The sequence below is a fragment of the Novosphingobium sp. BL-S-33 genome, from assembly GCF_056857025.1.
Genome location: NZ_CM166474.1, coordinates 3,127,229 through 3,148,961, shown reverse-complemented (window position 1 = coordinate 3,148,961; position 21,733 = coordinate 3,127,229). Strand labels below are relative to the sequence as shown.

The 21,733-nt window shown below is 64.6% G+C and carries 22 protein-coding genes and 1 other RNA gene; 11 read left to right on the top strand and 12 right to left on the bottom strand.

What is annotated here, in order from left to right; all coding sequences use genetic code 11:
* Positions 1–48 precede the first annotated feature (48 nt).
* Positions 49–2,409, top strand: a complete 2,361-nt coding sequence (locus AC1VVM_RS14630) for a TonB-dependent receptor (RefSeq protein WP_482955298.1) — start codon at positions 49–51, stop codon at positions 2,407–2,409.
* On the opposite strand, the gene AC1VVM_RS14625 is transcribed toward AC1VVM_RS14630, so the two are convergent.
* The gene (locus tag AC1VVM_RS14625) at positions 2,397–2,621 is read right to left on the bottom strand and encodes a hypothetical protein (protein WP_482955297.1); all 225 of its coding nucleotides are present in this window, start codon (positions 2,619–2,621) and stop codon (positions 2,397–2,399) included. The two genes, AC1VVM_RS14630 and AC1VVM_RS14625, sit on opposite strands and share 13 nt — an antisense overlap.
* 13 nt (positions 2,622–2,634) lie before the next feature.
* Here AC1VVM_RS14625 and AC1VVM_RS14620 point away from each other — a divergent pair, with 13 nt between their 5' ends.
* Positions 2,635–4,956, top strand: a complete 2,322-nt coding sequence (locus tag AC1VVM_RS14620; protein ID WP_482955296.1) for a TonB-dependent receptor — start codon at positions 2,635–2,637, stop codon at positions 4,954–4,956.
* A 77-nt stretch (positions 4,957–5,033) separates the two neighbouring features.
* On the opposite strand, the gene AC1VVM_RS14615 is transcribed toward AC1VVM_RS14620, so the two are convergent.
* From AC1VVM_RS14615 to AC1VVM_RS14600, 4 genes are all read right to left on the bottom strand, one after another.
* Entirely contained in the window at positions 5,034–5,504 is a 471-nt protein-coding gene (locus AC1VVM_RS14615; RefSeq protein ID WP_482955295.1) for a YdeI/OmpD-associated family protein, read from the bottom strand.
* A 257-nt stretch (positions 5,505–5,761) separates the two neighbouring features.
* Positions 5,762–6,547, bottom strand: a complete 786-nt coding sequence (locus AC1VVM_RS14610) for an alpha/beta fold hydrolase (protein ID WP_482955294.1) — start codon at positions 6,545–6,547, stop codon at positions 5,762–5,764.
* Positions 6,548–6,555: 8 nt separating this feature from the next.
* On the bottom strand, positions 6,556–7,047 hold the full coding sequence (locus AC1VVM_RS14605; protein WP_482955293.1) for a flavin reductase family protein: 492 nt from the start codon (positions 7,045–7,047) through the stop codon (positions 6,556–6,558).
* A 35-nt stretch (positions 7,048–7,082) separates the two neighbouring features.
* Positions 7,083–7,976: a LysR family transcriptional regulator gene (locus AC1VVM_RS14600; RefSeq protein WP_482956359.1), complete on the bottom strand. Its 894-nt coding sequence runs from the start codon at positions 7,974–7,976 to the stop codon at positions 7,083–7,085.
* Positions 7,977–8,121: 145 nt separating this feature from the next.
* On the opposite strand from AC1VVM_RS14600, the gene AC1VVM_RS14595 reads away from it, so the two are divergent.
* From AC1VVM_RS14595 to mmsB, 7 genes are all read left to right on the top strand, one after another.
* Positions 8,122–9,615 (top strand): CoA-acylating methylmalonate-semialdehyde dehydrogenase, encoded by a 1,494-nt coding sequence (locus AC1VVM_RS14595; protein ID WP_482955292.1) that lies wholly within the window; start codon positions 8,122–8,124, stop codon positions 9,613–9,615.
* Between the two features lie 100 nt (positions 9,616–9,715).
* The gene (locus AC1VVM_RS14590) at positions 9,716–10,216 is read left to right on the top strand and encodes a hypothetical protein (protein WP_482955291.1); all 501 of its coding nucleotides are present in this window, start codon (positions 9,716–9,718) and stop codon (positions 10,214–10,216) included.
* 30 nt (positions 10,217–10,246) lie between these two features.
* Entirely contained in the window at positions 10,247–11,404 is a 1,158-nt protein-coding gene (locus AC1VVM_RS14585; RefSeq protein WP_482955290.1) for an acyl-CoA dehydrogenase family protein, read from the top strand.
* 17 nt (positions 11,405–11,421) lie between these two features.
* Positions 11,422–12,480 (top strand): enoyl-CoA hydratase/isomerase family protein, encoded by a 1,059-nt coding sequence (locus tag AC1VVM_RS14580; RefSeq protein WP_482955289.1) that lies wholly within the window; start codon positions 11,422–11,424, stop codon positions 12,478–12,480.
* A complete protein-coding gene (locus AC1VVM_RS14575) occupies positions 12,477–12,833 on the top strand; it encodes a YunG family protein (RefSeq protein ID WP_482955288.1) in 357 nt (118 codons plus the stop codon). Before AC1VVM_RS14580 ends, AC1VVM_RS14575 begins: the two co-directional genes overlap by 4 nt.
* Positions 12,834–12,844: 11 nt before the next feature.
* Positions 12,845–13,627, top strand: a complete 783-nt coding sequence (locus tag AC1VVM_RS14570; RefSeq protein WP_132391813.1) for an enoyl-CoA hydratase-related protein — start codon at positions 12,845–12,847, stop codon at positions 13,625–13,627.
* 197 nt (positions 13,628–13,824) lie between these two features.
* Entirely contained in the window at positions 13,825–14,694 is an 870-nt protein-coding gene (gene mmsB / locus AC1VVM_RS14565) for a 3-hydroxyisobutyrate dehydrogenase (RefSeq protein WP_482955287.1), read from the top strand.
* Between the two features lie 175 nt (positions 14,695–14,869).
* On the opposite strand, the gene AC1VVM_RS14560 is transcribed toward mmsB, so the two are convergent.
* The 6 genes from AC1VVM_RS14560 to AC1VVM_RS14535 all read right to left on the bottom strand — a co-directional run bounded on the left by AC1VVM_RS14560 (position 14,870) and on the right by AC1VVM_RS14535 (position 20,040).
* Positions 14,870–16,708 (bottom strand): diguanylate cyclase, encoded by a 1,839-nt coding sequence (locus AC1VVM_RS14560; RefSeq protein WP_482955286.1) that lies wholly within the window; start codon positions 16,706–16,708, stop codon positions 14,870–14,872.
* A 160-nt stretch (positions 16,709–16,868) separates the two neighbouring features.
* Positions 16,869–17,075: a hypothetical protein gene (locus AC1VVM_RS14555; protein WP_132391809.1), complete on the bottom strand. Its 207-nt coding sequence runs from the start codon at positions 17,073–17,075 to the stop codon at positions 16,869–16,871.
* A 288-nt stretch (positions 17,076–17,363) separates the two neighbouring features.
* Entirely contained in the window at positions 17,364–17,924 is a 561-nt protein-coding gene (locus AC1VVM_RS14550; protein WP_482955285.1) for an NUDIX hydrolase, read from the bottom strand.
* Entirely contained in the window at positions 17,921–18,604 is a 684-nt protein-coding gene (locus tag AC1VVM_RS14545; protein WP_482955284.1) for a TPM domain-containing protein, read from the bottom strand. The genes AC1VVM_RS14550 and AC1VVM_RS14545 overlap by 4 nt, the downstream gene beginning before the upstream one ends.
* Before the next feature lie 13 nt (positions 18,605–18,617).
* Positions 18,618–19,430 carry a TPM domain-containing protein gene (locus AC1VVM_RS14540; protein ID WP_482955283.1) on the bottom strand — a complete coding sequence of 271 codons (813 nt, stop codon included), beginning with the start codon at positions 19,428–19,430 and terminating at the stop codon, positions 18,618–18,620.
* A gap of 4 nt (positions 19,431–19,434) precedes the next feature.
* On the bottom strand, positions 19,435–20,040 hold the full coding sequence (locus AC1VVM_RS14535; protein ID WP_132391801.1) for a LemA family protein: 606 nt from the start codon (positions 20,038–20,040) through the stop codon (positions 19,435–19,437).
* Between the two features lie 227 nt (positions 20,041–20,267).
* On the opposite strand from AC1VVM_RS14535, the gene mscL reads away from it, so the two are divergent.
* Entirely contained in the window at positions 20,268–20,687 is a 420-nt protein-coding gene (gene mscL, locus AC1VVM_RS14530) for a large conductance mechanosensitive channel protein MscL (protein WP_132391799.1), read from the top strand.
* A gap of 48 nt (positions 20,688–20,735) precedes the next feature.
* Positions 20,736–21,100, top strand: a transfer-messenger RNA (tmRNA) gene (gene ssrA / locus AC1VVM_RS14525).
* A gap of 86 nt (positions 21,101–21,186) precedes the next feature.
* On the opposite strand, the gene AC1VVM_RS14520 is transcribed toward ssrA, so the two are convergent.
* Entirely contained in the window at positions 21,187–21,480 is a 294-nt protein-coding gene (locus AC1VVM_RS14520; RefSeq protein ID WP_482955282.1) for a hypothetical protein, read from the bottom strand.
* Positions 21,481–21,733: the final 253 nt, after the last annotated feature.

Below are 21,733 nucleotides of genomic sequence, written 5' to 3'. Positions count from 1 at the left end.
CGGCAAGCTTGGAGCGGCGCCATGCCGTTCCCGGGGAGGAGAGGGAACATGAGGAACTGGCTGAAGGCCGCGCTGGCGGCTGGAACGGTGCTGTCCGGAGCGGACGGCGCTTACGCACAATCGCAGCAGGCGCCGTCCGGCGGCGTGGCGGTCCACGAAGGCGATATCGTCGTGACCGCGCGGCGGCGCGACGAAAGCCTGTCTACCGTGCCAGCAGCGATCACCGCGCTCAGCGGCAGCGATCTGGTCGAGCGCGGGGTGAGGACCGATTCCGACCTGCAACGCGTCGCCCCGGGTCTGACGATCCGCCAGACTCAGGGCAACAACTCGCTGACATACTCGATCCGCGGGCAGACGGCGGACACGTTCTCGGGCTCGCCCTCGGCGGTGATCGCCTATCTCAACGAAGTGCCGCTGACGATCAACAGCGCCTCCTCGTTCTACGATCTTGCGAACGTGCAGGTGCTGAAGGGCCCGCAGGGCACGCTGTTCGGCCGCAATGCCACCGGCGGCGCGGTGCTCTACAACACCGCCAAGCCCACGGACAAGCTGGAGGCCTCGCTGCGTGGGCGCGTCGGCAATCTGGATACGTGGGAAGGCGAGGGCATGCTGAACGTGCCGCTGCTGGAGGACAAGATCCTGCTGCGCGGCGCTTTCGACCTGCTGCACAAGAACGGCTATATCCGCAACCTGCTCAATGACGAGCGGCTGGGCGACATCCGCCGCGAGAGCGGCCGCGGAACGCTGACGATCAAGCCGACCGACACCATCAGCAACACCACGATGCTGCAATATACCAACACGCGCGGCACCAATACCGGCGCTTCGTATACTTACAGCGTCTATTCCTGCGGCCAGACCAACAACGGTTTTGCGCTCACCTGCGGGGCCGGAAGTCTGTTCGGACCCTCGCTGGACGCGATCGCCGGGCCGGGGGCGTGGAACGCCTATCTGGCCGCGCACCCGGACGCCTACGCGCCCGGCCTGATCGACTATGTGAACGAACAGCGCCGCATCGGGCCCTACAAGACGCGGCATCCTGGCGGGGCGAGCCATCACGGCGAGGACTGGTTCGTCACCAACACCACCGAGTTCGAACTGAGCGACAGCGCCAAGCTGCGCAACATCTTCGGCTGGTCGGATTCGAAAACCCGCTCCGAACAGCCGCAACTCGGCGCGCCGTTCGTGACGATCCTGACCGCCAATGCCCCGGCGGGTGAATTCGGCAACCAACTCAAGGTCCGCTCGGTCTCCGACGAACTCCAGCTTGTCGGCGATACGTTGGACGGCAGGCTCGACTACATCGTCGGCTACTACATGCAGCGCCAGCGCAGCGACACGCTCTGGCCGCAGACTTATTTCGACGTTTCGCCGATCATCCCGCCCAGCTACGTCACCAACAACTTCCGCATCCGCAACAAGACCGATGCCGTCTACGGGCAGGTCTCGTACGAAGTGGTGACCGACCTCAAGCTGACGGGCGGCCTGCGTTATACCTGGGAACGCGTCTCGATCGCGCAGCTTCCCGGTGCGACCTACACTTACGGCGCGCCGGACCAGCACAAGACCTTCTCCGATCCGTCATGGGAAGTGGGGCTGGAATACAAGGTCACGTCCGACTGGTTCGCCTATCTCAAGACGCGCGGATCGTTCCGTTCGGGCGGCTTCAACGGCGCCGCCCCGCCGGTCAACGCCACCGCGACCGATGGCGGCAACCTGTTCAATTCGGAACACACGCAGGATATCGAAGGCGGCCTGAAGTTCGCGGGGCAGGTCATGGGCCGTCCCGCCAACTTCGCCAGCGCCGTGTTCATCCAGTGGGTGCAGGACGTGCAGCGCGTGGAGTTTCCCGATCCGGACGGCCCCGGCGGCCTCGCCTCGATCGCGGTGACTGCCAACGTGCCGTCGCAGCGGATCTGGGGTTTCGAGGCGCAGGGCAATATCCGCCCGGCCGAATGGCTCGAACTCGGCGGTTCGGCAGCCTATACCAATGCCACGTTCACCGACGGGCATATCGAACTGTTCGGCACGCCCTATTCCTACGGTCCGGTGGGTGACACGCCGAAGTTCTCCGGCACCGCCTATGCGCAAGTCTTCATGCCGGTCGCAGAGGACGCGGGACAGGTCTCGCTACGCGGCGATCTCTACGGGCAGACCGCGCAGTACTTCTCGAACGCGGCGGACTCGATCGCGCCGGGGACCAAGCTGCCGGGCTATGTGCTGGTCAACGCACGGCTCGACTGGAACGGCATCATGGGATCGGATTTCTCGGCGGCACTGTTTGCCAAGAACCTGACCGACAAGGCCTATTTCGTCGGCGGCATGACGCTCGCCGCCGCGCTGGGCCACAATGCCGCCGCCGTGGGTGAGCCGCGCACTTACGGACTGGAGATCAGCTACAAGTTCTGAAGATCTGCGCGCAATTGCGGCCTCGGCGCCGCAATTGCGCGCATGAAAATGCGTTCATCCCGTTCAATCTGCATCACCAGCGGAAAGCGTTGCTCAATTGCATCGCCTTCTGCGAAATCGTGCGCAGAATCGCCGGTTGAGCCATGCGCAACAAGTTCTTGTAATGACAGCGTCACCCTCCCTTTATAGCTGCGCCGTTCGATTTTACCCAAAGGGGCTATCCGCGTGCGACACATTTTCACCATCCGAACCGCGCTTCTTCTTGGTTGTGGCCTTGGCGCCTTTGGGCTGAGCGATGCCGCCCTGGCGCAGGACGCCGGCGCCAACGCAGCGGCCGAAACCAATGCCGGAGAGGGCCTCGGCGAAATCGTCGTGACCGCCGAGCGCCGCCGCGAGAATCTTCAGGACGTGCCGGTTTCGGTCGGCGTCGTTTCGGGCGATCAGCTCCGCACGTTCCAGGCTGCCGGCGATGACATCCTTGCGCTGTCGGGCCGCGTACCGGGCCTCTATGCCGAAACCACCACGGGCCGCATCTTCCCGCGCTTCTACATTCGCGGCCTTGGCAATATCGACTTCTACCTCGGCGCCTCGCAGCCGGTGTCGATTATTCAGGACGACGTGGTTCTGGAGCATGTCGTGCTCAAGTCGAATCCGGTCTTCGATATGGATCAGGTGGAAGTGCTGCGCGGTCCGCAGGGTTCGCTGTTCGGCCGCAACACCACGGCCGGCATCATCAAGTTCGACACGATCAAGCCCACGACCGACCATTGGACCGGCCGTGCCAATGCCAGTTACGGTTCGTACAACACCGTCTCGTTCGACGGCGGCGTGGGCGGCCCGATCATTCAGGACGTGCTGGCGGTTCGCGTTTCCGCGCTCTACCAGCGCCGCGACGACTGGGTGGACAACACCTACGACGGCCCCAGCGCCGACGGCACTGTCTCGCCCAAGAAGGACGCAATGGGCGGCTTCGAGGAGCGTGACGCGCGCGTGCAGCTCCTGCTCGCGCCGACCGGCAGCGATTTCTCGATGCTGACCAGCTTCCACGCCCGCAAGTATGAGGGCACCTCCACGATCTTCCATCGCGGTGCCTTCACCAAGGGCTCGAACGACGTGTCCGACACGCCGCGCGACGAAGTGGCGCTGGACGAAGCGCACAACAACCCGCAGGCCTATGACACTTACGGTGCCTCCAACCGCATTGCGCTCGATTTCGGGGCGGTCACGCTGACCTCGATCACGGCGTGGGAATCGACCTCGGGCTACAGCCGCGGCGATACCGATGGCGGCGCGGGCGCGAACTTCCCGGTGAACGGCGTGGCCAATGGCTTCGGCCAGTCGCAGGGCAATGTGCGCGATCTCGACCAGCTCAGCGAGGAACTCCGCCTCGCCAGCAATGGCGCCACGCGCTTCAAGTGGCAGGTCGGTGCGATGTGGTTCGATTCGCGTGACATTACCGACTTCTACCAGCGCGCCTATTTCCTGACGCCGCCGGCCAACAACCCCAACAACTGGGTGCGCCTGCGCAACGTCAACACCAGCTGGGCCTTCTTCGGCCAGGGCAGCTACGAACTGGTGGACGGCCTGACGCTGACCGCCGGCGCGCGCTATACCAACGACACCAAGAAGACGCGCCTCATCAAGACCGCCGACACCGTCGACGGCGTGGTGACCTACAAGGGCCGCTATAATGTGCGCCTGTCGGACGAGAAGCCGAGCTGGGACGTCAGCCTGAACTACAAGGTCAACCCGGACGTCAGCGTCTACGCCCGTGTCGCCACCGGCTTCCGTGGCCCGACCATTCAGGGCCGTTCGGCGGTGTTCAACACGGACTTCACCACGGCGGATTCGGAAACGATCCTTTCGGGTGAAGCGGGCATCAAGACCCAGTTGTTCGACAACAAGGTGCGCTTCAACCTTTCGGGCTTCGCGTATCGGGTGAAGGACATCCAGCTCAACGGCAACGATGCCGACGGCAACGGCGTGCTGTTCAATGCCGACAAGGCCGAGGCCTACGGCATGGAAGCCGAACTGGAAGCGCGGCCGGTGCGGAACCTGACGCTGACCGCCGGTCTCAGCCTGCTGCACACCGAGATCAAGGACAAGAACGTCTACGCACAGGTCTGCGCGCTTAACGGCGTGGTGGTCTGCACGGTCGAGAACCCGACGATCACGGTGGCCGGCAAGGGCGTCTTCGCGCAGATCGACGGCAACCCGCTGCCCAACGCGCCGAAGTACACCGCCAACATCACCGCCCGCTACGACGTGCCGCTGGGCAACGGCGGCTCGCTCTTCGCCTCGACCGACTGGATGTTGCAGGGCTACACGAACTTCGTGCTCTACAAGACCAAGGAGTTCTACTCCGACGGTGACTTCGAGGGCGGTTTGAAGGTTGGTTACTCGGCTCCGGGTGGCCAGTACGAAATCGCGGCCTTCGCCCGCAACATCACCAATGAGAAGAACCTCAAGGGTGTGATCGAGAACTACATGGCGGCCGTGTTCAACGAACCGCGCGTCATCGGTGCTTCGATCTCGGGCAAGTTCTGATCTGAGCGCGGGGCCGGAGAGTTCTCCGGCCCCGTCGCATCCTCGTCATTGCTGCGCTATGCTCGCAGCGACGAGGCCTAATGGCGTCTCACACGCCGCTCATCCTGAGCTTGTCGAAGGATAGAGACCAAGGGCCATGCTCCGGACAGCCGGAGGCTAGCCTCCGCTCTTGGCGCTTTCTTCTGTTTGTCGATCAGCACTGCTTGCTGCCACCGGCTAGGCGCCTTGTCGGTGCGGTGAATGCAGCCGGCCCAGCAGCATGGCCGCTTCTTGCCCTCCAGCAATTCCTCGCAAGTCCGTTCGATACGGCGCTGGCGCGTCTTCGCCTGCTTTGCGTCTTCCACCCAGCAGATGAATTCGTTCCGGCCAAGCGGCGTCAGATTTTCCCACAAAAGCAGGATCTTGGGGTCCGATTGCAGGGCCGATTGAAGATCTTCACCAGCCTCGTGGACGGTGCCATGGGAAACCGCATTCACCGCGAAAACCTCCAACCAATCGGCCTGCATGCCAAAGGGCTGAATTTTGGCATACAATACCCGATTGTCCACGACCCGGGGGCAAGTTTCCTCGCCCGTCGGCACAGCGCAATTCCGCCGCGTGATCCCGGTTTTCTGCAGTGGTCTCAGGGAGCAGCAAAACGAAGAACTCCGCTGCCTTCCCGCACTCCGCTCATCCTGAGCTTGTCGAAGGATGGTACCATAGCGCTACGTCGCCGGGGCTTCGACAAGCTCAGCCTGAGCGGGACGGGTATCCAGCGGGATGACGGTCGAATGAGCGGAAGCGGGGTTGTCCGTGCCGAAGTGCCCTAGGCCAGAAATTCCACGACCTCTCCGGCCAGTGTGGCCGGGATTTCCAGGTTGAGCAGGTGACCCGCATCGGCGTGGTCGATGCGCGTCACATCCTGGCCAGTTGCCGCAATGAGATCCGCGATCAGGCGGAAATCCTCAGTATCGCGCGCGCCGGTAAGCAGCAGCGTCGGCACGGAGAGCGAGGTCAACCGGTCCACTTCCGGTAGTTCCGGGCGCTGGTCATCCTGCGCCCACTGGCGGCCGGGGAACGCCGCTATCGATTGCCTGAGGTGCGCCGCCGCTTCCGGAACTTCGCGGGTGCTGTCGAACAGCGGATGATGCCACCAGAGATCGCGCGCGGTGCCGAAGTCTTCGGCGCGGGCAGCGCGGCCCATCGTCTTCCAGCGGTCGATCCAGTCACTCGTCCATGACCAGCCGAGCATCAGTGGGCTCACCAGAACCAGCCGCCGCACACGCTCCGGATGATCGAGCGCGAAGTGCAATACATTGCCGCCACCCATCGAAATACCGCAAAGGTCTGCGCGCTCCACATCCAGCGCATCGAGCAGCGCCAGCAGATCGTCGGCATGGGAGAAGGGTACACCGGGTTCACCGGGAGATTCGCCGAAGCCGCGTGCGTCGTAGGCAATCAGCGGCAAATCTGGGGGCAGGGCCGCGATCACCGGCTCCCAGTCATGCCGTGATCCGCCGAAACCATGGGCCAAGACCAGCGGCGTGCCGGTCCCTTCGCGCCGAACGCCGATCAGCGCACCCCCCGCCAGTTCGACGCGAAAGTCCGGCATGCCCGCGATCACATCCGCTCGGCGAAACCGCCGTAGCGGCCCTTGTGGAACAGCATCGGATCGTCTTCGCGCACGGTTTCCATGCGCAGCACTTCTCCCAGCACGAACCAGTGGTCGCCCGCTTCGGTGACCGAATAGAGCCGGCATTCGATCGCCGCGATGGAATCGGCGATGATCGGCAGATTGTGTGCGGACACCGTGTATTCCACGCCGACGAACTTATCGGCGCCCTTGGCGGTGACCGCGCGGCAGACGTCGCCCTGATCGCTGGCCATCACGTTGACGCAGAAGTGGCCCGCCTTCTCGATCAGCGGCCACGAGGTGGAGCGCTTGTCGGGGAAGAAGCCCACCAGCGGGGGATCGAGCGAGACGGAGGTGAACGAACCCACCACCATGCCCGCCGGGCGGTCTTCATCGAGCGCGGTTATCACGCAGACGCCGGTCGGATAGCTGCCAAGCACCTTGCGGAATTCGGCCGGGTCGAAAGTCGTGATCGTCACTGAGTCTGTCATCCTGTCGGTATGGTGCGGCGGCATCAGGGCTTCAATACTCCCTCCATGCGCCTGACGGTTTCGTCAAGCCACTGCCGGAAAGCGACGACGCGGGGCAGTTTGCGGATGTCCTGGTGTGTGACGAACCAGAAACTGCGCAGGATGCGCCTTTCGGGCAGCACCGGCACCAGCCGGGGATCGTCCTCCGCCATGAAGCAGGGCAGCACGCCAAGCCCGGCGCCGCTGGCGATCAGGCTCTGCTGCGCGGTGATGCTGGGCGAGCGGACCGTGGCGCGCAGGCCGGCGTGGATTTCGTCGAGATAGCGCAGTTCGGGGGCGTAGATCAGGTCGGGGATGTAGCCGACGAGGCCGTGGCCTTCGAGCAGGTCTGCCGGGCGCTGCGGGGTGCCGTGGGCGCTCAGGTAATCGCGGCTGCCGTAGAGCCCGAGTCTGTAGTCGGACAGCTTGTGCGCCACCAGCGGCCCGGTCCGCGGGCGCGAGAGCATGATCGCCACATCGGCCTCGCGCCGCCCCGGGCTGAGGAAGCCGCTGGAGGCTACGAGATCGATGGCAAGGCGCGGATGGGCGGCCTGGAAGGCGGGTAGGTGGCGGGCGAGGAACCAGCAGCCGAACCCTTCCGAAGTGGTGATGCGCAGCGTGCCCGAAAGGCCGTCTCCGCGCTCGGCCTGTTCGGAAATGTGCCCGGCGGCGGTGGCCATGGCCTCCACCGTGGCGAGCAGTGCCTCGCCTGCTTCGGTCAGGTCCTGCCCGCTGCGGGTCTGCTCGAACAGACGCATGCCCAGCGCCGCTTCCAGACGGCGGAGGCGGCGGCCCACGGTGGTCGGATCGACCCCCAGCGCACGGGCTGCGCCCGCCAGTTGCCCCGCCCGGGCGATGGCTAGGAAGGCCTGATAGTCGCTCCAGTCTATGGAAGGCATCGTCACGGCGGGAAATAGTCCTTGGGGCTGCAAATGTGCAGTTATCGATGGCGTATTTTCAGCTTGCCTGCAAATCGAGCCGGGACCACCTAACCCGTGAAAGGGCACGAGCTTGCCCAGGATAGAATTTGCGAAAGGATGAGGAATGCGCCTGATTGACCACTTCGTAGTCGGCGGACCCGGCGGTCCGGCCGCTCGTCTCGGCGACGTTTTCAATCCCAGCACCGGCGCCGTGCAGGCGCAGGTTCCGCTTGGCGACAAGGCCCTGCTGGACCGTGCCGTAGCCACCGCGCAGGCCGTGCAGCCCAAGTGGGCCGCCACCAACCCGCAACGCCGCGCCCGCGTTCTGTTCAAGTTCAAGGAACTGATCGAGCAGAACATGCAGGCGCTGGCCGAAATGCTCGCTTCGGAGCACGGCAAGGTGGTGGACGACGCCAAGGGCGACATCCAGCGCGGCCTTGAGGTCGTGGAATTCTGCTGCGGCATCCCGCACATGCTGAAGGGCGAATACACGCAGGGCGCCGGTCCGGGCATCGACGTCTATTCGCTGCGCGCGCCGCTGGGCGTGGGCGCGGGCATCACCCCGTTCAACTTCCCGGCCATGATCCCGCTGTGGATGTTCGCTCCGGCCGTGGCAGTGGGCAACACCTTCATCCTCAAGCCGTCGGAGCGCGATCCTTCGGTTCCGAACCGCCTTGCCGAGCTGTTCATTGAGGCCGGCGCGCCCGAAGGCGTGCTCCAGGTCGTCCACGGCGACAAGGAAATGGTCGACGCGATCCTCGACCATCCGGGCATCGCCGCCGTCAGCTTCGTCGGCTCGTCCGACATTGCGCAATATGTCTATTCGCGCGGCGTTGCTGCCGGCAAGCGCGTGCAGGCCATGGGCGGGGCCAAGAACCACGCCATCGTCATGCCCGATGCGGACATGGACCAGGCCGTCAACGACATCATGGGCGCGGCCTACGGTTCGGCGGGCGAGCGCTGCATGGCGCTGCCGGTCGCGGTGCCGGTGGGCGATGAAACCGCCGACATCCTGCGCGAAAAGCTGATCGCCGCGATCGACAAGCTGAAGGTCGGTATCTCCACCGATCCCGAGGCGCAGTACGGCCCGGTCGTGACCGCCGTGCACAAGCAGAAGATCGAGAACTGGATCCAGACCGGCGTCGACGAAGGCGCGGAACTGGTGGTCGACGGTCGCGGCTTCTCGCTTCAGGGTTACGAGGAAGGCTTCTTCGTCGGCCCGTCGCTGTTCGATCATGTCACGACCGAGATGAGCGCCTATAAGGAAGAGATCTTCGGCCCGGTGCTCCAGATCGTCCGTGCCAAGACGTTCGAGGAAGCAGTGGAACTGCCGACCCGTCACCAGTACGGAAACGGCGTCGCCATCTTCACCCGCAACGGCCACGCCGCGCGCGAGTTCGTCAGCCGCGTGCAGGTGGGCATGGTCGGCGTGAACGTGCCGATCCCGGTGCCGGTCAGCTACCACAGCTTCGGCGGCTGGAAGCGTTCGGCCTTTGGCGATCACAACCAGTACGGCATGGAAGGCGTGCGCTTCTGGACCAAGGTCAAGACCGTGACGCAGCGTTGGCCCGACGGCGGCGCGGGCGACAGCGCCTTCATCATCCCGACCATGGGGTAATGTAGACAGCGCAGCGGCCAGCGGGCAGGAGCAGGGCGGAAACAGCGGGGTGTTCGGGGCGTTCCTTCGGGAGCGCCCTTGGAACCGGAAAGGACAAGTCATGATGAAGATCAGGACCGTTACCGCACCGCACGTCTCCGCCCGTTGGTCCCTGCCGCTCGCGCTTGCGGCCGGTGTGCTCACTCTTGCCGGGTGTTCGAAGCAGCCGGCAAGCAAGGAGCAGGCTACGGCAACCGGCGAACCGACTGCGGCAGAGACCTCCACGGTCACCGAAGCGCCGCTGCCCTCCGAAATTCCGGAGAGCCTGCGCGGCCGATGGGGCCTTGTGAATGGCGACTGCACAAGCACGCGCGGCGATGCCAAGGGCCTGCTCACCATCGATGCCACGCGGCTGACTTTCTACGAATCGGTCGCCAGCCTCGGCACCGTCAAGTCCGCCGCCGACGATGCGATCGAAGCCGAATTCGCCTTTTCGGGCGAAGGCCAGAGCTGGAAGCTTGACGTCTCGCTCGCCAGTCCCGACGGCGGCCACACACTTGTCCGCAAGGACACCGGGCCCGACGCCGCGCCCGAAACGCTTACTTACACGCGGTGCCCCTAGAGGCGCGCACCAGCCAGCAGCAGGATTGAGATGAGCGCACAGTTTGAAACGGGGCAGTTTGGCCTCACCGAAGACCAACTCGCGATCCAGGAAACGGCGCGCAAGTTCACCGCCGACCGCATCACGCCATACGCTGCCGAGTGGGATGAGAAGCACCACTATCCGGTGGACGTGTGGAAGGCGGCGGGCGAGCTTGGTTTCGGCGCGATCTATGTGTCCGAGGAAAACGGCGGCATCGGCCTTGGCCGTCTGGACGCGGCGCTCATCATGGAGGCCATGTCCTACGGCTGCCCGGCCACCAGCGCCTATGTCTCGATCCACAACATGGTCGCCTGGATGATCGACACGTTCGGCGATCAGCAGCTCAAGGATCGCTACCTGCCCGATCTGGTGACGATGGAGAAGATCGGCTCCTATTGCCTGACCGAACCCGGCTCGGGCTCGGACGCGGCGGCGCTGAAGACGACGGCGCGGCTGGACGGCGATCACTACGTGCTCAACGGCACCAAGCAGTTCATTTCCGGCGGCGGCATCAACGACGTCTACGTGGTGATGGCCCGCACCGGCGATCACAAGTCGCGCGGCGTATCCTGCTTCGTGGTGGACAAGGACACGCCCGGCCTGTCCTTCGGCGCGCCGGAGAAGAAGCTGGGCTGGAACGCCTCGCCCACCGCGCAGGTCGTGTTCGAGGATTGCCGCATCCCGGTCGAAAACCGCGTCGGTGCGGAAGGTGACGGTTTCAAGTTCGCGATGGCCGGCCTTGACGGCGGCCGCCTCAACATCGGTGCCTGCTCGCTGGGCGGTGCGCAGCGCTGCCTTGATGAGGCGATTGCCTATGTGAAGGACCGCAAGCAGTTCGACCAGCCGATCGCCGAATTCCAGAACACCCAGTTCCGTCTGGCCGACATGGCTGCCGAACTGGAGGCCGCGCGCGCGCTGCTCTACCTCGCCGCCGCCAAGGTCACGGCCGGTGCGCCGGACAAGACCCGCTTCGCCGCCATGGCCAAGATGATGGCCAGCGACACCGGCTCGTCGGTTGTCGACCGGGCGCTCCAGATGTTCGGTGGATACGGCTATCTGAAGGATTATCCTATCGAGCGCTTCTGGCGCGACCTGCGCGTCCATCGTATCCTCGAAGGCACCAATGAGGTCATGCGCATGATCATCGGGCGTGACCTCCTGAAGTAACCCGCGCGAGGACGATCATGACCATCGATATCCTGACTGAAGAACTGCTTACGTCCCGCGAAGGTGTGGCCGGTGTGATCGCACTGAACCGTCCGAAGGCGATTCATGCGCTCACTTTGGGCATGTGCGAGTCGATGAGCGATTCGCTGGCCGAATGGGCCGATGACCCGGCCGTGAAAGCCGTGTGGATCGAACACAGCGAGGGCCGTGGTTTCTGCTCGGGCGGCGATATCAATCTCTTGCGCCGCTCGGCGCTGGAGGATGACGGTCATTCGGGCCGCCGGTTCTTCTTCGAGGAGTATCGGCTGAACCACCAGCTCTTCGAATATGCCAAGCCCGTGGTCGCCTTCATGGACGGCATCACCATGGGCGGCGGCGTCGGCATCTCGCAGCCCGCGCATTACCGCGTCGCCACCGAGAACACGCGCTTCGCCATGCCTGAAACCGGAATCGGCCTGTTCCCCGATGTCGGCGGCGGCTGGTATCTCTCGCGGCTGGACGGGCGGCTGGGCCAGTTCCTGGCGCTCACCGGCGCGCGGCTCGACGGGGCGGAGTGCCTCTGGGCCGGGCTCGCGACGCATTACCTGAATAGCGAGGACTTGCCCGAGGCCAAGCGCCGCATTGCTGCCGGTCACGAGATTGGCGCCGTGCTCACCGCGCTTGCCGTCACCCCGTCTGAACCGAAGATTGCCGCCCACGCGGCGCAGATCCGCAAGCACTTCGCCTTCGATACGCTGGAGCAGATCCTCGCCTCGCTCGACAGCGACGATAGCGAGTGGGCTGCCCGCGAACTCGCCACGCTGCACACCAAGAGCCCGCAGGCCTGCAAGGTCTCGCTGCGCCAGCTCGCCACCTCGCTGACGTTCGACACATTCGCCGAGAACATGGCGATGGAATACCGCATTGGCAGCCGCGTGTTGGTCCTGCCCGATTTCGCCGAAGGCGTCCGCGCGGTGATCGTCGACAAGGATCAGGCGCCGAAGTGGAACCCGGCGGCGCCGGAGGGCGTGACCGATGCGATGCTGGATGCGATCTTCGCGCCGCTCGCCCCGGAAGAGGAATGGAGGCCCATTTGACGCCCAGCCGCCGGTTCGAAACGCCGATCGATCTCTACCACGTCGTCAAGAAATCCTGGTCCGCCGATACCATTTCCGATCCGTTCGACCCGGCCAACCCCGCGCGCAATCAGTGCGCGGTGACGTCGCTGGCCGTGCAGCACTATTTCGGCGGTGAGATCTGCAAGACGGCGACCAAAGGCGGCACCCACTTCTACAACAAGGTGGACGGCCGCTTCTGGGATCTTTCGACCGACCAGTTCGACGAGCCGATCCCCTACGACAACACGCCGACCTCGAAGGACGAGGCGCACGAACATGCCAGCCCGGCGCATCTCGCCGCGCTGATCGCCAACATCGAAGCGAATACCTGAAGGAACCCGCGATGAGCTACGAAACGATCCTGGTCGAAACGAAGGGTGCCGTCACCCTCATCACGCTCAACCGTCCGCAGGCGCTCAATGCGCTGAATTCGGTGGTGCTGGAGGAGCTGATCGCGGCCTTCGCCGCGTTCGAAGCGGACAAGACCCAGGGTTGCGCCGTCATCACCGGCTCGGGCGAGAAGGCCTTCGCGGCAGGCGCCGACATCAAGGAAATGTCCGATAAGCCGGGCGCCGAATTCTATTCGGAGGACTTCTTCGCGGGCTGGACCAGCAGCCTGGTCAAGACCACCCGCAAGCCCTGGATCGCGGCCGTCAACGGCTTTGCGCTGGGTGGCGGCTGCGAAGTGGCGATGATGGCGGACTTCATCATCGCATCGGAAAACGCCAAGTTCGGCCAGCCGGAGATCAAGCTGGGTGTCGCGCCCGGCATGGGCGGATCGCAGCGCCTGACGCGCGCGGTGGGCAAGTCGAAGGCCATGGACATGTGCCTCACCGGCCGTCTGATGGACGCTGCCGAGGCCGAGCGTTCGGGCCTTGTCAGCCGTGTCGTCCCGCTCGACCAACTGCTGGATGAAGCGCTCAAGGCGGCCGAGGCGATCGCGGCAATGCCGCCGCTGGCCGCGATGATGAACAAGGAACTGGTCAATATGGCCTTCGAGACCACGCTCGATACCGGCCTCATCATGGAACGCCGCATGTTCCAGGTGCTCACCGCTACCGAGGACAAGGCCGAAGGCATGGCCGCCTTCGTCGAAAAGCGTCCGGGCGTCTGGAAGGGCAAGTAAGTCGGATAGTGCGACGTGGGGCGGCGCGACCTGCCTCCCTTCCGCATCGTCATTCCCGCGAAAGCGGGAATCCCGCTTCCGGCAGGCGACACAAGGGCGGTTTCGCAAGTGGGATCCCCGCCTGTGCGGGGGTGACGGGATAGAGACATGCCTGTCCAACAGGCTGCCGTACTCGGCGTGATTTGGGAGAGAATGTCATGAAAATCGCTTTCATCGGCCTCGGTAACATGGGCGGCGGCATGGCCGCGAACCTCGTCAAGGCGGGCCACGCCGTGAACGCTTTCGACCTCTCTGCCGAGGCCGTCGCCAAGGCGGCCGAACACGGATGCGCGACTTTCGACAGCATCCCGGCTGCGGTTGACGGCGTCGATGCCGTCGTCACCATGCTGCCCAACGGCGCCATCGTGCGCGCGGTCTATACGCAGGACGTTTTCGGCAAGGCTCCGAAGGGCGCGTTATTCCTCGATTGCTCGACCATCGATCTCGCCACCGCACGCGAAGTGGTCGAACTGGCGCAGGCGGAAGGCTATGAGATGGTCGACGCGCCCGTCTCGGGCGGCATCGCGGCGGCCAACGGTGGCACGCTCACGTTCATGGTGGGTGGCAGCGACGCGGCCTTCGAGCGCGCGAAAGCTGTGCTCGAACCGATGGCGAAGGCGGTGATCCACGCTGGTGAGACCGGCGCGGGGCAGGTCGCCAAGATGTGTAACAACATGCTGCTGGCGATCCACATGATCGGCACGTGCGAGGCACTGGCGCTGGCACAGAAGGCCGGGCTCGATCCGCAGACTTTCTATGACATCAGCTCGAAGGCGACCGGCTACTGCTGGTCGCTCAACGATTATACGCCAATGCCCGGCGTCGGTGTGACGAGCCCGGCGGACAATGGCTATGCGGGCGGCTTTGCCTCCGCACTGATGCTCAAGGATCTGCGCCTTGCGATGGCGGGCGCGGAGACTTCGGGCGCGACTGTGCCGATGGGCGAGCACGCGATGAAGATCTACGAAGCGTTCGTAGAGGCCGGCAATGGCGGCAAGGACTTCGGCGCGATCTTCACGACGCTCTGAGGCACCGCAATTATCGCGTCAAATTTCCCTCGTCATTGCGAGCGTAGCGAAGCAATCCAGGGGCAGTCTCACGCCGCTCTGGATTGCTTCGCTACGCTCGCAATGACGAACTAGAGCAATCCGGAGAATGCTACCGGATTGCTCAACGAATAGAGGTGAGGCCCGGCTTGGCCGATTACGCCGCCATGGATTCCGCGCGGCTGTCCAGCACCACGCGGTTGCGGCCTTCGCGCTTGGCGCGATAGAGCGCGGCGTCGGCGACCTTGATCAGGGTCGAGCCGTCGCGCTCCATGTTCTCTTCCCACACGGCGATGCCAAAGGACATCGTGGTCGCGCCCAACGTGCGGCCGCCCTGGTGGATGTTGAGTTCGCCGATAGCCTGCCGCACGGCCTCGACGCGCTCGGCCAGCGCCGCCGCTGATGTGCCGGGGGCGATGATGGTGAACTCCTCGCCCCCGAAGCGGCAGACGACGTCGCCGTCGCGGAAGCGGCTGCGCATTTCGGCGGCTACGGCCTGAAGCACCGCATCGCCGGCCTCGTGGCCGAACTCGTCGTTGAAGCGCTTGAAGTGGTCGACATCGCACATGACAAGGCCGAGCGGCGTGCCCCCGCGCGAGGCGCGCGCGATTTCCAGCGCCAGCGTCTCTTCCATGTAGCGGCGGTTGAACAGCCCGGTCAGCGGATCGCGGATGGTCTGTTCGCGCAGGCCGCGCTGGAGGCGGTGGTTGACGAGGGCCGAGGCGATGTTCTCGGTCAGCACCGTCATGCGGAAGCGGTTCTCGGCCTCGACCACGCCCTTCAGGTAGAGGACACCGATCACTTCGCCGCCTGCGAGCAGCGGTTCGCAGTGGTAATGATCGGTCTCGTTGCCGACATGGGCGCAGACGATGTCCGATTCAGGATCGATCACGAAGTGGCTTTGGCCGCGCCGGAGCGCCCAGCACTGATCAGGTGCGAAGCCGCCAGCCGCGACTTCGATGCCGCCCCATGCCGCGATCGGGATCAGCAGGTTGCGCGAGTTGTTGTGCGCGAACAGCGCGCCGGGAACGTCCGGCAGCACGCGCGGCACGAAGACGCGGATGATCGAGGCCAGTTCCTCGTCGGTGCGGGCGGCCTGCATGCGGTGGGCCATGCCGCCGAGCAGTTCGATCACCTCGCCACGCTCGCGCAGCACTTCGGCATTGAGACTGAGTTCGTGGTTGGCGTGATGCAGTTGCTGCGCGCTCACAACCTGATCGGCGACGGCGGATTCCAGCTCGTCGGCCATCCGGTTGTAGCCTCGGGCAAGGCGCTGGAACTCGCTCGATTCCATGCGTGCGGTGATGCGTGCGCTGCGGTCCCCGGCGCCGAGCTGGCCCATGACCGCCATCATCGCGTCCACCGGGCGTCGGATGCGGCGGATCAGCGCGCTTGCCAGGAAGGTGATCGTGATCACCGTGATCGGCGTGCCGAACAGGACGAGCCAGCGGATGTAGTCGAGGCGCTCCTTCACCGCATCCATGCGGTTGGCGGCGAGCGCGCGCTCGGCTTCGAGCAGGTCATTCGTGCGTGCGGTCACCAGCAGCATGAGGAAGCGCCCGTGGCCGGCCGCGACATAGGCGCGCGCGGCTTCGAAATCGCCGCGGCGGGTGAGGCGGGCGGTTTCCTCCAGGCTTTTCGCGCGCTCGTCGATCAGGTTCTGGACCTGCTTGGCGCGGGTGTTCTGGAGCGGATTGTCGGATGTCAGCGCGACGAGGCCGGCAGCCTCGCGCCGGGCCTCGGCCAGTTCAGTGGGAAAGCTGACTGCGAATTCGGGGTTCTGCGTCAGCGTGAAGCCGCGCTGGCCGGACTCGGCGGCCTGAAGGTGCCGCAAGGCCCGGTCGGCGGTTTCCAGCACTTGCGAGGAATGCGTGATCCACGTCAGGCTCGCGCGCATCTGCGCCGAAGCGTCAAGCAGCAGTCCAGCCAGCCCGGCCAGCACGATGCTGAGAATGACGCACAGGACGACGATGCGCCTGGACAGGGATCCGGCCAAGATAAACTCCGTAGGGACTGGGCATCAGCCCTCCGTCAATCCTAGGATTGTTGCAACCTCAATCGGAACCGACCCGGCATATTTTGCCGCAGATCCGACACAATTTCGACGAACCGAGTTCAATCCGGCGCAATTGCCGACCTGACCGGCGTGATTTCACTCAAGGCGCCTCCGGCTCGCCCTTGCGCCGTTCGCGCTCGAAACGAGGCAGCCGCATGCCTTTGGTGCGGCTCGTCAGGTGATATTGGCGGCACAGCGGACAGCGATAAGGGCGCAGGGCGATCGATGCCCGTGCGGCCACTTCCAGCGCGGCTGCTTCGGTGGGATATCGGGCCTTGCGCTGGCAGGTGCCGGGGCGGGTGCGCATGGCATCAAGACCAGACCGCAAGCGCTATGGAGGCGGCGCCAAGGAGAACTTGCAGTGTCCCGTTGATGCGCATTTTGGTGTCGGATTTCGGGGGAGGATAGGCAAATATGGTACGGCGTTCCTCGAAGAAGGTTTCCTCCGCCCCTGAGTCCAGCTGATCAATTCTCCGGCGTTGGTGCGCCTCGGCCTCGGCACGCTTGCGGCCGGGCCAAAACACCTTTGGTATTCCCGCCGCCAGGCAAACGGCCGCCTGGATGAATAGTATCGGGTTCACAGGTTTTGGCCCGATCAGCCCAGCATTCGCGCGCCGAGCAGGAGCAGCAGCTTCACGTCCAGCGCGTAACCAGCCTTGCGCCATTCGGCGATGGCTTGCTCGATCCCGGCCAGCGGCACGCGGTGGACGATGATGTCCTCGCTGTCGACGCCGCCGCCTTCGCCCACTTTCACAAGGTCATGGGCGCGGAACAGGCTGAAGCTTTCGCTCACCATGCCGGGCGAGGAGTAGAATTCGCCGAGGTTTTCCATGCGGCCGGCGTGATAGCCGGTCTCTTCCTCCAACTCGCGCGCGGCGGCGACGCTGGCGTCCTCGCCCGCGACATCATCATGATCGCCGACGAGGCCGGCGGGAAGTTCGATGCAGCGCTTGCCCAGCGGCACGCGGTACTGGTCCACCAGGATCACGTGGTCTTCGGCGTCCACCGCAAGGATCACGGCGGCATGGATGCCGCGCGCGCGGCTCACATATTCCCAGCGGCCCCGCTTGCGCGTGGTGATGAACTTGCCTTGCCACATGATTTCATCGGGTTCGTCGGCATCGGGGGGCAGGGGCAGGGAGGCCAGTTCGGTCATACTTCGATAATCCTGTCGGGAAGTTCGTTCACGTCATCATCGGCGCGTGGGAAGTGTTCGGAGAGGATGTCACCCACTTTGCCCACGGCGACCACCATGCCGTCAGCCACGCGCTCATCGCCCACGTGGGCGAGCATGGCGGCCATGACATGGCCCCAGATCTCGGGGTCCACTTTGGCGGCGATGGCCTTGTCGGCCACGATCTCGGCGCGGTGTTCGCGCATGGAGAGGTAGATGAGCACGCCGGTACGGCCGGTGGTGCGCTGTTCGGCGCCGATGCGGAAGGCGCGCAAGGCATGGGTGTGCACGCGCATGGTCTTGACCGGACCCGGCACCAGCCAGAACCGCAGCGGCTGCCAGAGCTGGAGCGCCAGCATGGCGCCGAACTTGATTGCGGCAACTCCGCCGGCCAGTCCGATAATCATGCGCGGGGTCCATTCGTGGCCCCAGCTGGCCAGCAGGCGGTCGTAAAGTCCCATGTAGAAGCCGGGCGCGAATACCAGCGCGGCCAGCGCAAGGAAGGCGACCACCGCGCTCCACGCGAGCGCGACATCGGTGTAGCCGTCCGAGCGTTCGGCCAGCACGGTCACGATCTCGCCCGAACTGCGCATCTCGGCCTCGCCAACGGCAGCGGCGATGCGAGCGTGGTCATCCTCGGAAAGGTAGATGGGTGAGGGCATGTCGTTCTCTCCTCTACCAGCTTCCGCTCGCGCCGCCGCCGCCGAAGCTGCCGCCGCCGCCCGAGAACCCGCCGCCTCCGCCGAAACCGCCGCCGCCGCCCCAGCCGCCGCCACCGCCCCAGTGGTCATCGTCGTCACGACCGCCGGGCATCCAGATGATCGGACCGCCCAGACCGCGCCGGCGCCGCCCGCCTGCGCGTGCCTCGTTGATCATCGGCAGGGCGACGAAGAACACGAGGAAACCGATGAAGATGATGGTCCCCACAGGGAATCCGCCTTCCTGCGGCTTGCGCGCGGCGTCGGCATTGGCAGCCACCTGACGCGCCTGATCGGGCGGCAGGGTGAGTTGCTTGGCGATCGCGTCTGTCCCGGCCTCGATGCCGCCGGGCATGTCGCCCGCCTTGAAGCGGGGGAGAATCTGGTTGTTGATGATGAGGAACGACAGACCGTCGGTGATGATCGGCTCCAGACCGTAGCCGACCTCGATCCGCACCTTGTGTTCGTTGGGTGCGACGATCAGCAGGGCGCCGGTGTTCTTGTCCTTCTCACCGATGCCCCAGGCGCGGCCGAGCTGATAGCCGTAGTCGGAGATCTCGTAGCCCTGAAGGCTGGGGAGGGTGACGACGACGAGCTGGCGGCCGGAATTTTTTTCCAGCGCGTCCAGTTTCTGCGTCAGCCGGGCCTCGACATCGTCGGGGATGACATTGGCGTCGTCCACGACCCGGCCGGTGAGCTTGGGGAACGTGGGCTCGGCGGCTGCCTGCTGGGCAAGCAGCACGCCGAGGGCCAGAAGAACGGCCGCAAGGACGGCCCGGAAAGGGTTCACCGGATCACATCTTGCCTTCGAGGCTGGGCGCGACGTCCGCGCCCGGCGTCGACGCCGTGTAGGGCACCAGCGGATCCGCGCCGCGCAGCTTGGCACCGATCATGGTCGGGAACGTGCGGACAGCGGTGTTGTAGGTCTGAACCGCCGCGTTGTAGTCACGCACGGCGATGCGGATGCGGTTCTCCTGCCCTTCGAGCTGGGTTTGCAGCATCTGGTAGTTCACGATCGACTTCAGCTCGGGATACTGCTCGACGCTGACCAGCAGGCGCGAGAGGCTCTGGCCGAGCTGGCCCTGCGCGGCCTGGAACTGCTGCATCTTGGCCGGATCGTTGAGGTCATTGGCGCTGAGCTGGATCGAGGTGGCCTTGGCGCGCGCTTCCACCACGCCGGTCAGGATTTCCTTCTCCTGCGTTGCCGCGCCCTTGGCCACGGCGGCAAGGTTGGGCACGAGGTTGGCGCGTTCCTGATAGGCGGCCTGCACGTCGGCCCACTTGGCCTTGGCGGCTTCCTGCTTGGTCGGTACCGAGTTGAAGCCGCAACCGGCCAGCCACAGCGCGGCCGCAAGGGCAAGGCTGTTGCGTCCGGCACGAGCGGCGAGGGAAAGGCGCATAGGGTGTCCTCCAGGTCGATCGGGCCGAAACGGCCACGTCGCGTCCTTGGCATAGATAGCAGGGGTGGGGGCCGGTTCAAGGACCGTCCGGGGTGCAACCGTGCCCGCAACCGATTGTTACCAAAGGGCCAATGTGGCAACCTGCGGCTTATGCGGCGTGGCAGGCCCGCCCGACAACCATTTGAAAATTCGTAAGAACACCTGAAATCATAGGGGATCAGCGAAAGATGCTTCAGGAATTCAAGACGTTCATCGCGCGCGGCAATGCGCTCGATCTTGCCGTGGGTGTGATCATCGGCGCCGCTTTCGGCAAGATCGTCTCCTCGCTCACCGACGATGTCATCATGCCGTTCATCGGCCTCATCACCGGAGGTATCGATTTCAGCAACAAGTTCGTGGTGCTCGGCACGGTTCCGGCCACTTACCACGGCCCGATGACTTATGCCGCGCTCAAGACGGCGGGCGTTGCCATGCTGGGCTACGGCTCGTTCATCACGGCAGTGCTCAACTTCCTTATCCTGGCTTTCGTGATCTTCCTCCTCGTGCGTCAGGCCAACAAGCTGATGCCGGCGAAGGAAGCCGCGCCCGCCGGGCCGACCGAAGTCGAACTGCTCGCCGAGATCCGCGACTCCCTGAAGAAGGGGTGATCGGGGCAAACCCTTTGTGATCGCGAGAGAAGGGTGGGAGTGATTCCCGCCCTTTTCTTTTGCGCGGCGGACCCTATATGGGTCCCTGCCAGCTTGCTGGCTATGATGATAAACTGCGCCGTTCAATAGGCACAGCGGACCCGGGGGCGGTACCCGGCGGCTCCACCATCACCCGTCCAGCTTATGGCGGGACAACCCTGTTGTCGCAGGGGTGATGACGGGGCCGAACTAGGATCGACGTGTGTTGAAAAGCGGTGTTTTCTTCCGGGCTGAGTAACCCGTTCAAGGCTCAAAACTCACAAGTGCCAACGACAACGAAGCACTCGCTCTCGCCGCGTAATTCTAGGGCCTAACGGCCTGAAGTTACAAAGCTAAAGCGCGGTTGGACCCACCGGGCAACAGAAGGGATTCCAGGGGTCCGGGGTGTACCTTGCAACAGAAACACCCCACCTTCCTTCAGATCGGGCAGGCCTTCAGGTCGGACAGGCACGCACTGCCGTCAGGCGGCGTTGCGGTCCTGCCGTGACGTGTGGCTTTTGGGCTTTGGAGCGGCCGATTCCAGCAAGGGCGCAAGCCTTTGCGCCTTCTCGTATTTGATTGCGTCCAGAATCTTGGCACCCGCCATGAACACCGCGCCGGTGCAGGCCAGGAACAGCAGTTTGCCGCCGAAGCCGGGAAAGCGCGTGAGGTAGACGCTGCCGCGTTCCACCGCGCCCAGCGCGAGGGCGTAGATAATCATGTACGCTTCCCAGTGCGTCTTGATGACGAATAGGCGGGTAATCTTGCGCAGCATGTCCTTACCTTTGCGGACTTCGCCCCCACCTCCACTCACTGACTCTGAGCAACGTCCATGCCAGTCACGGGTTCCCGGCGGACTCGATGGTTGACGAACCGTTGCAATGTAAGCCTTTCCGACGCCAATGTAAGCGGGTCCGACGGACTACTCCCTTTGCGGCACAGTCTCGAACGGCCTGTTGCCATTGTGGCAGCGATCGGGCATAGAACCCGCGATTCCTCCCCGGGACAGACTTGAAAAACAGTGTCAC

What these genes read in the sequence shown, in the direction of transcription:
- AC1VVM_RS14545 (WP_482955284.1), bottom strand. Translation starts at nt 18,604, where the DNA reads ATGCCCTCACCCATCTACCTTTCCGAGGATGACCACGCTCGCATCGCC.
- mmsB (WP_482955287.1), top strand. Translation starts at nt 13,825, where the DNA reads ATGAAAATCGCTTTCATCGGCCTCGGTAACATGGGCGGCGGCATGGCC.
- mscL (WP_132391799.1), top strand. Translation starts at nt 20,268, where the DNA reads ATGCTTCAGGAATTCAAGACGTTCATCGCGCGCGGCAATGCGCTCGAT.
- AC1VVM_RS14595 (WP_482955292.1), top strand. Translation starts at nt 8,122, where the DNA reads ATGCGCCTGATTGACCACTTCGTAGTCGGCGGACCCGGCGGTCCGGCC.
- AC1VVM_RS14535 (WP_132391801.1), bottom strand. Translation starts at nt 20,040, where the DNA reads ATGCGCCTTTCCCTCGCCGCTCGTGCCGGACGCAACAGCCTTGCCCTT.
- AC1VVM_RS14555 (WP_132391809.1), bottom strand. Translation starts at nt 17,075, where the DNA reads ATGCGCACCCGCCCCGGCACCTGCCAGCGCAAGGCCCGATATCCCACC.
- AC1VVM_RS14580 (WP_482955289.1), top strand. Translation starts at nt 11,422, where the DNA reads ATGACCATCGATATCCTGACTGAAGAACTGCTTACGTCCCGCGAAGGT.
- AC1VVM_RS14630 (WP_482955298.1), top strand. Translation starts at nt 49, where the DNA reads ATGAGGAACTGGCTGAAGGCCGCGCTGGCGGCTGGAACGGTGCTGTCC.
- AC1VVM_RS14585 (WP_482955290.1), top strand. Translation starts at nt 10,247, where the DNA reads ATGAGCGCACAGTTTGAAACGGGGCAGTTTGGCCTCACCGAAGACCAA.
- AC1VVM_RS14610 (WP_482955294.1), bottom strand. Translation starts at nt 6,547, where the DNA reads ATGCCGGACTTTCGCGTCGAACTGGCGGGGGGTGCGCTGATCGGCGTT.
- AC1VVM_RS14600 (WP_482956359.1), bottom strand. Translation starts at nt 7,976, where the DNA reads ATGCCTTCCATAGACTGGAGCGACTATCAGGCCTTCCTAGCCATCGCC.
- AC1VVM_RS14520 (WP_482955282.1), bottom strand. Translation starts at nt 21,480, where the DNA reads ATGCTGCGCAAGATTACCCGCCTATTCGTCATCAAGACGCACTGGGAA.
- AC1VVM_RS14550 (WP_482955285.1), bottom strand. Translation starts at nt 17,924, where the DNA reads ATGACCGAACTGGCCTCCCTGCCCCTGCCCCCCGATGCCGACGAACCC.
- AC1VVM_RS14590 (WP_482955291.1), top strand. Translation starts at nt 9,716, where the DNA reads ATGATGAAGATCAGGACCGTTACCGCACCGCACGTCTCCGCCCGTTGG.
- AC1VVM_RS14570 (WP_132391813.1), top strand. Translation starts at nt 12,845, where the DNA reads ATGAGCTACGAAACGATCCTGGTCGAAACGAAGGGTGCCGTCACCCTC.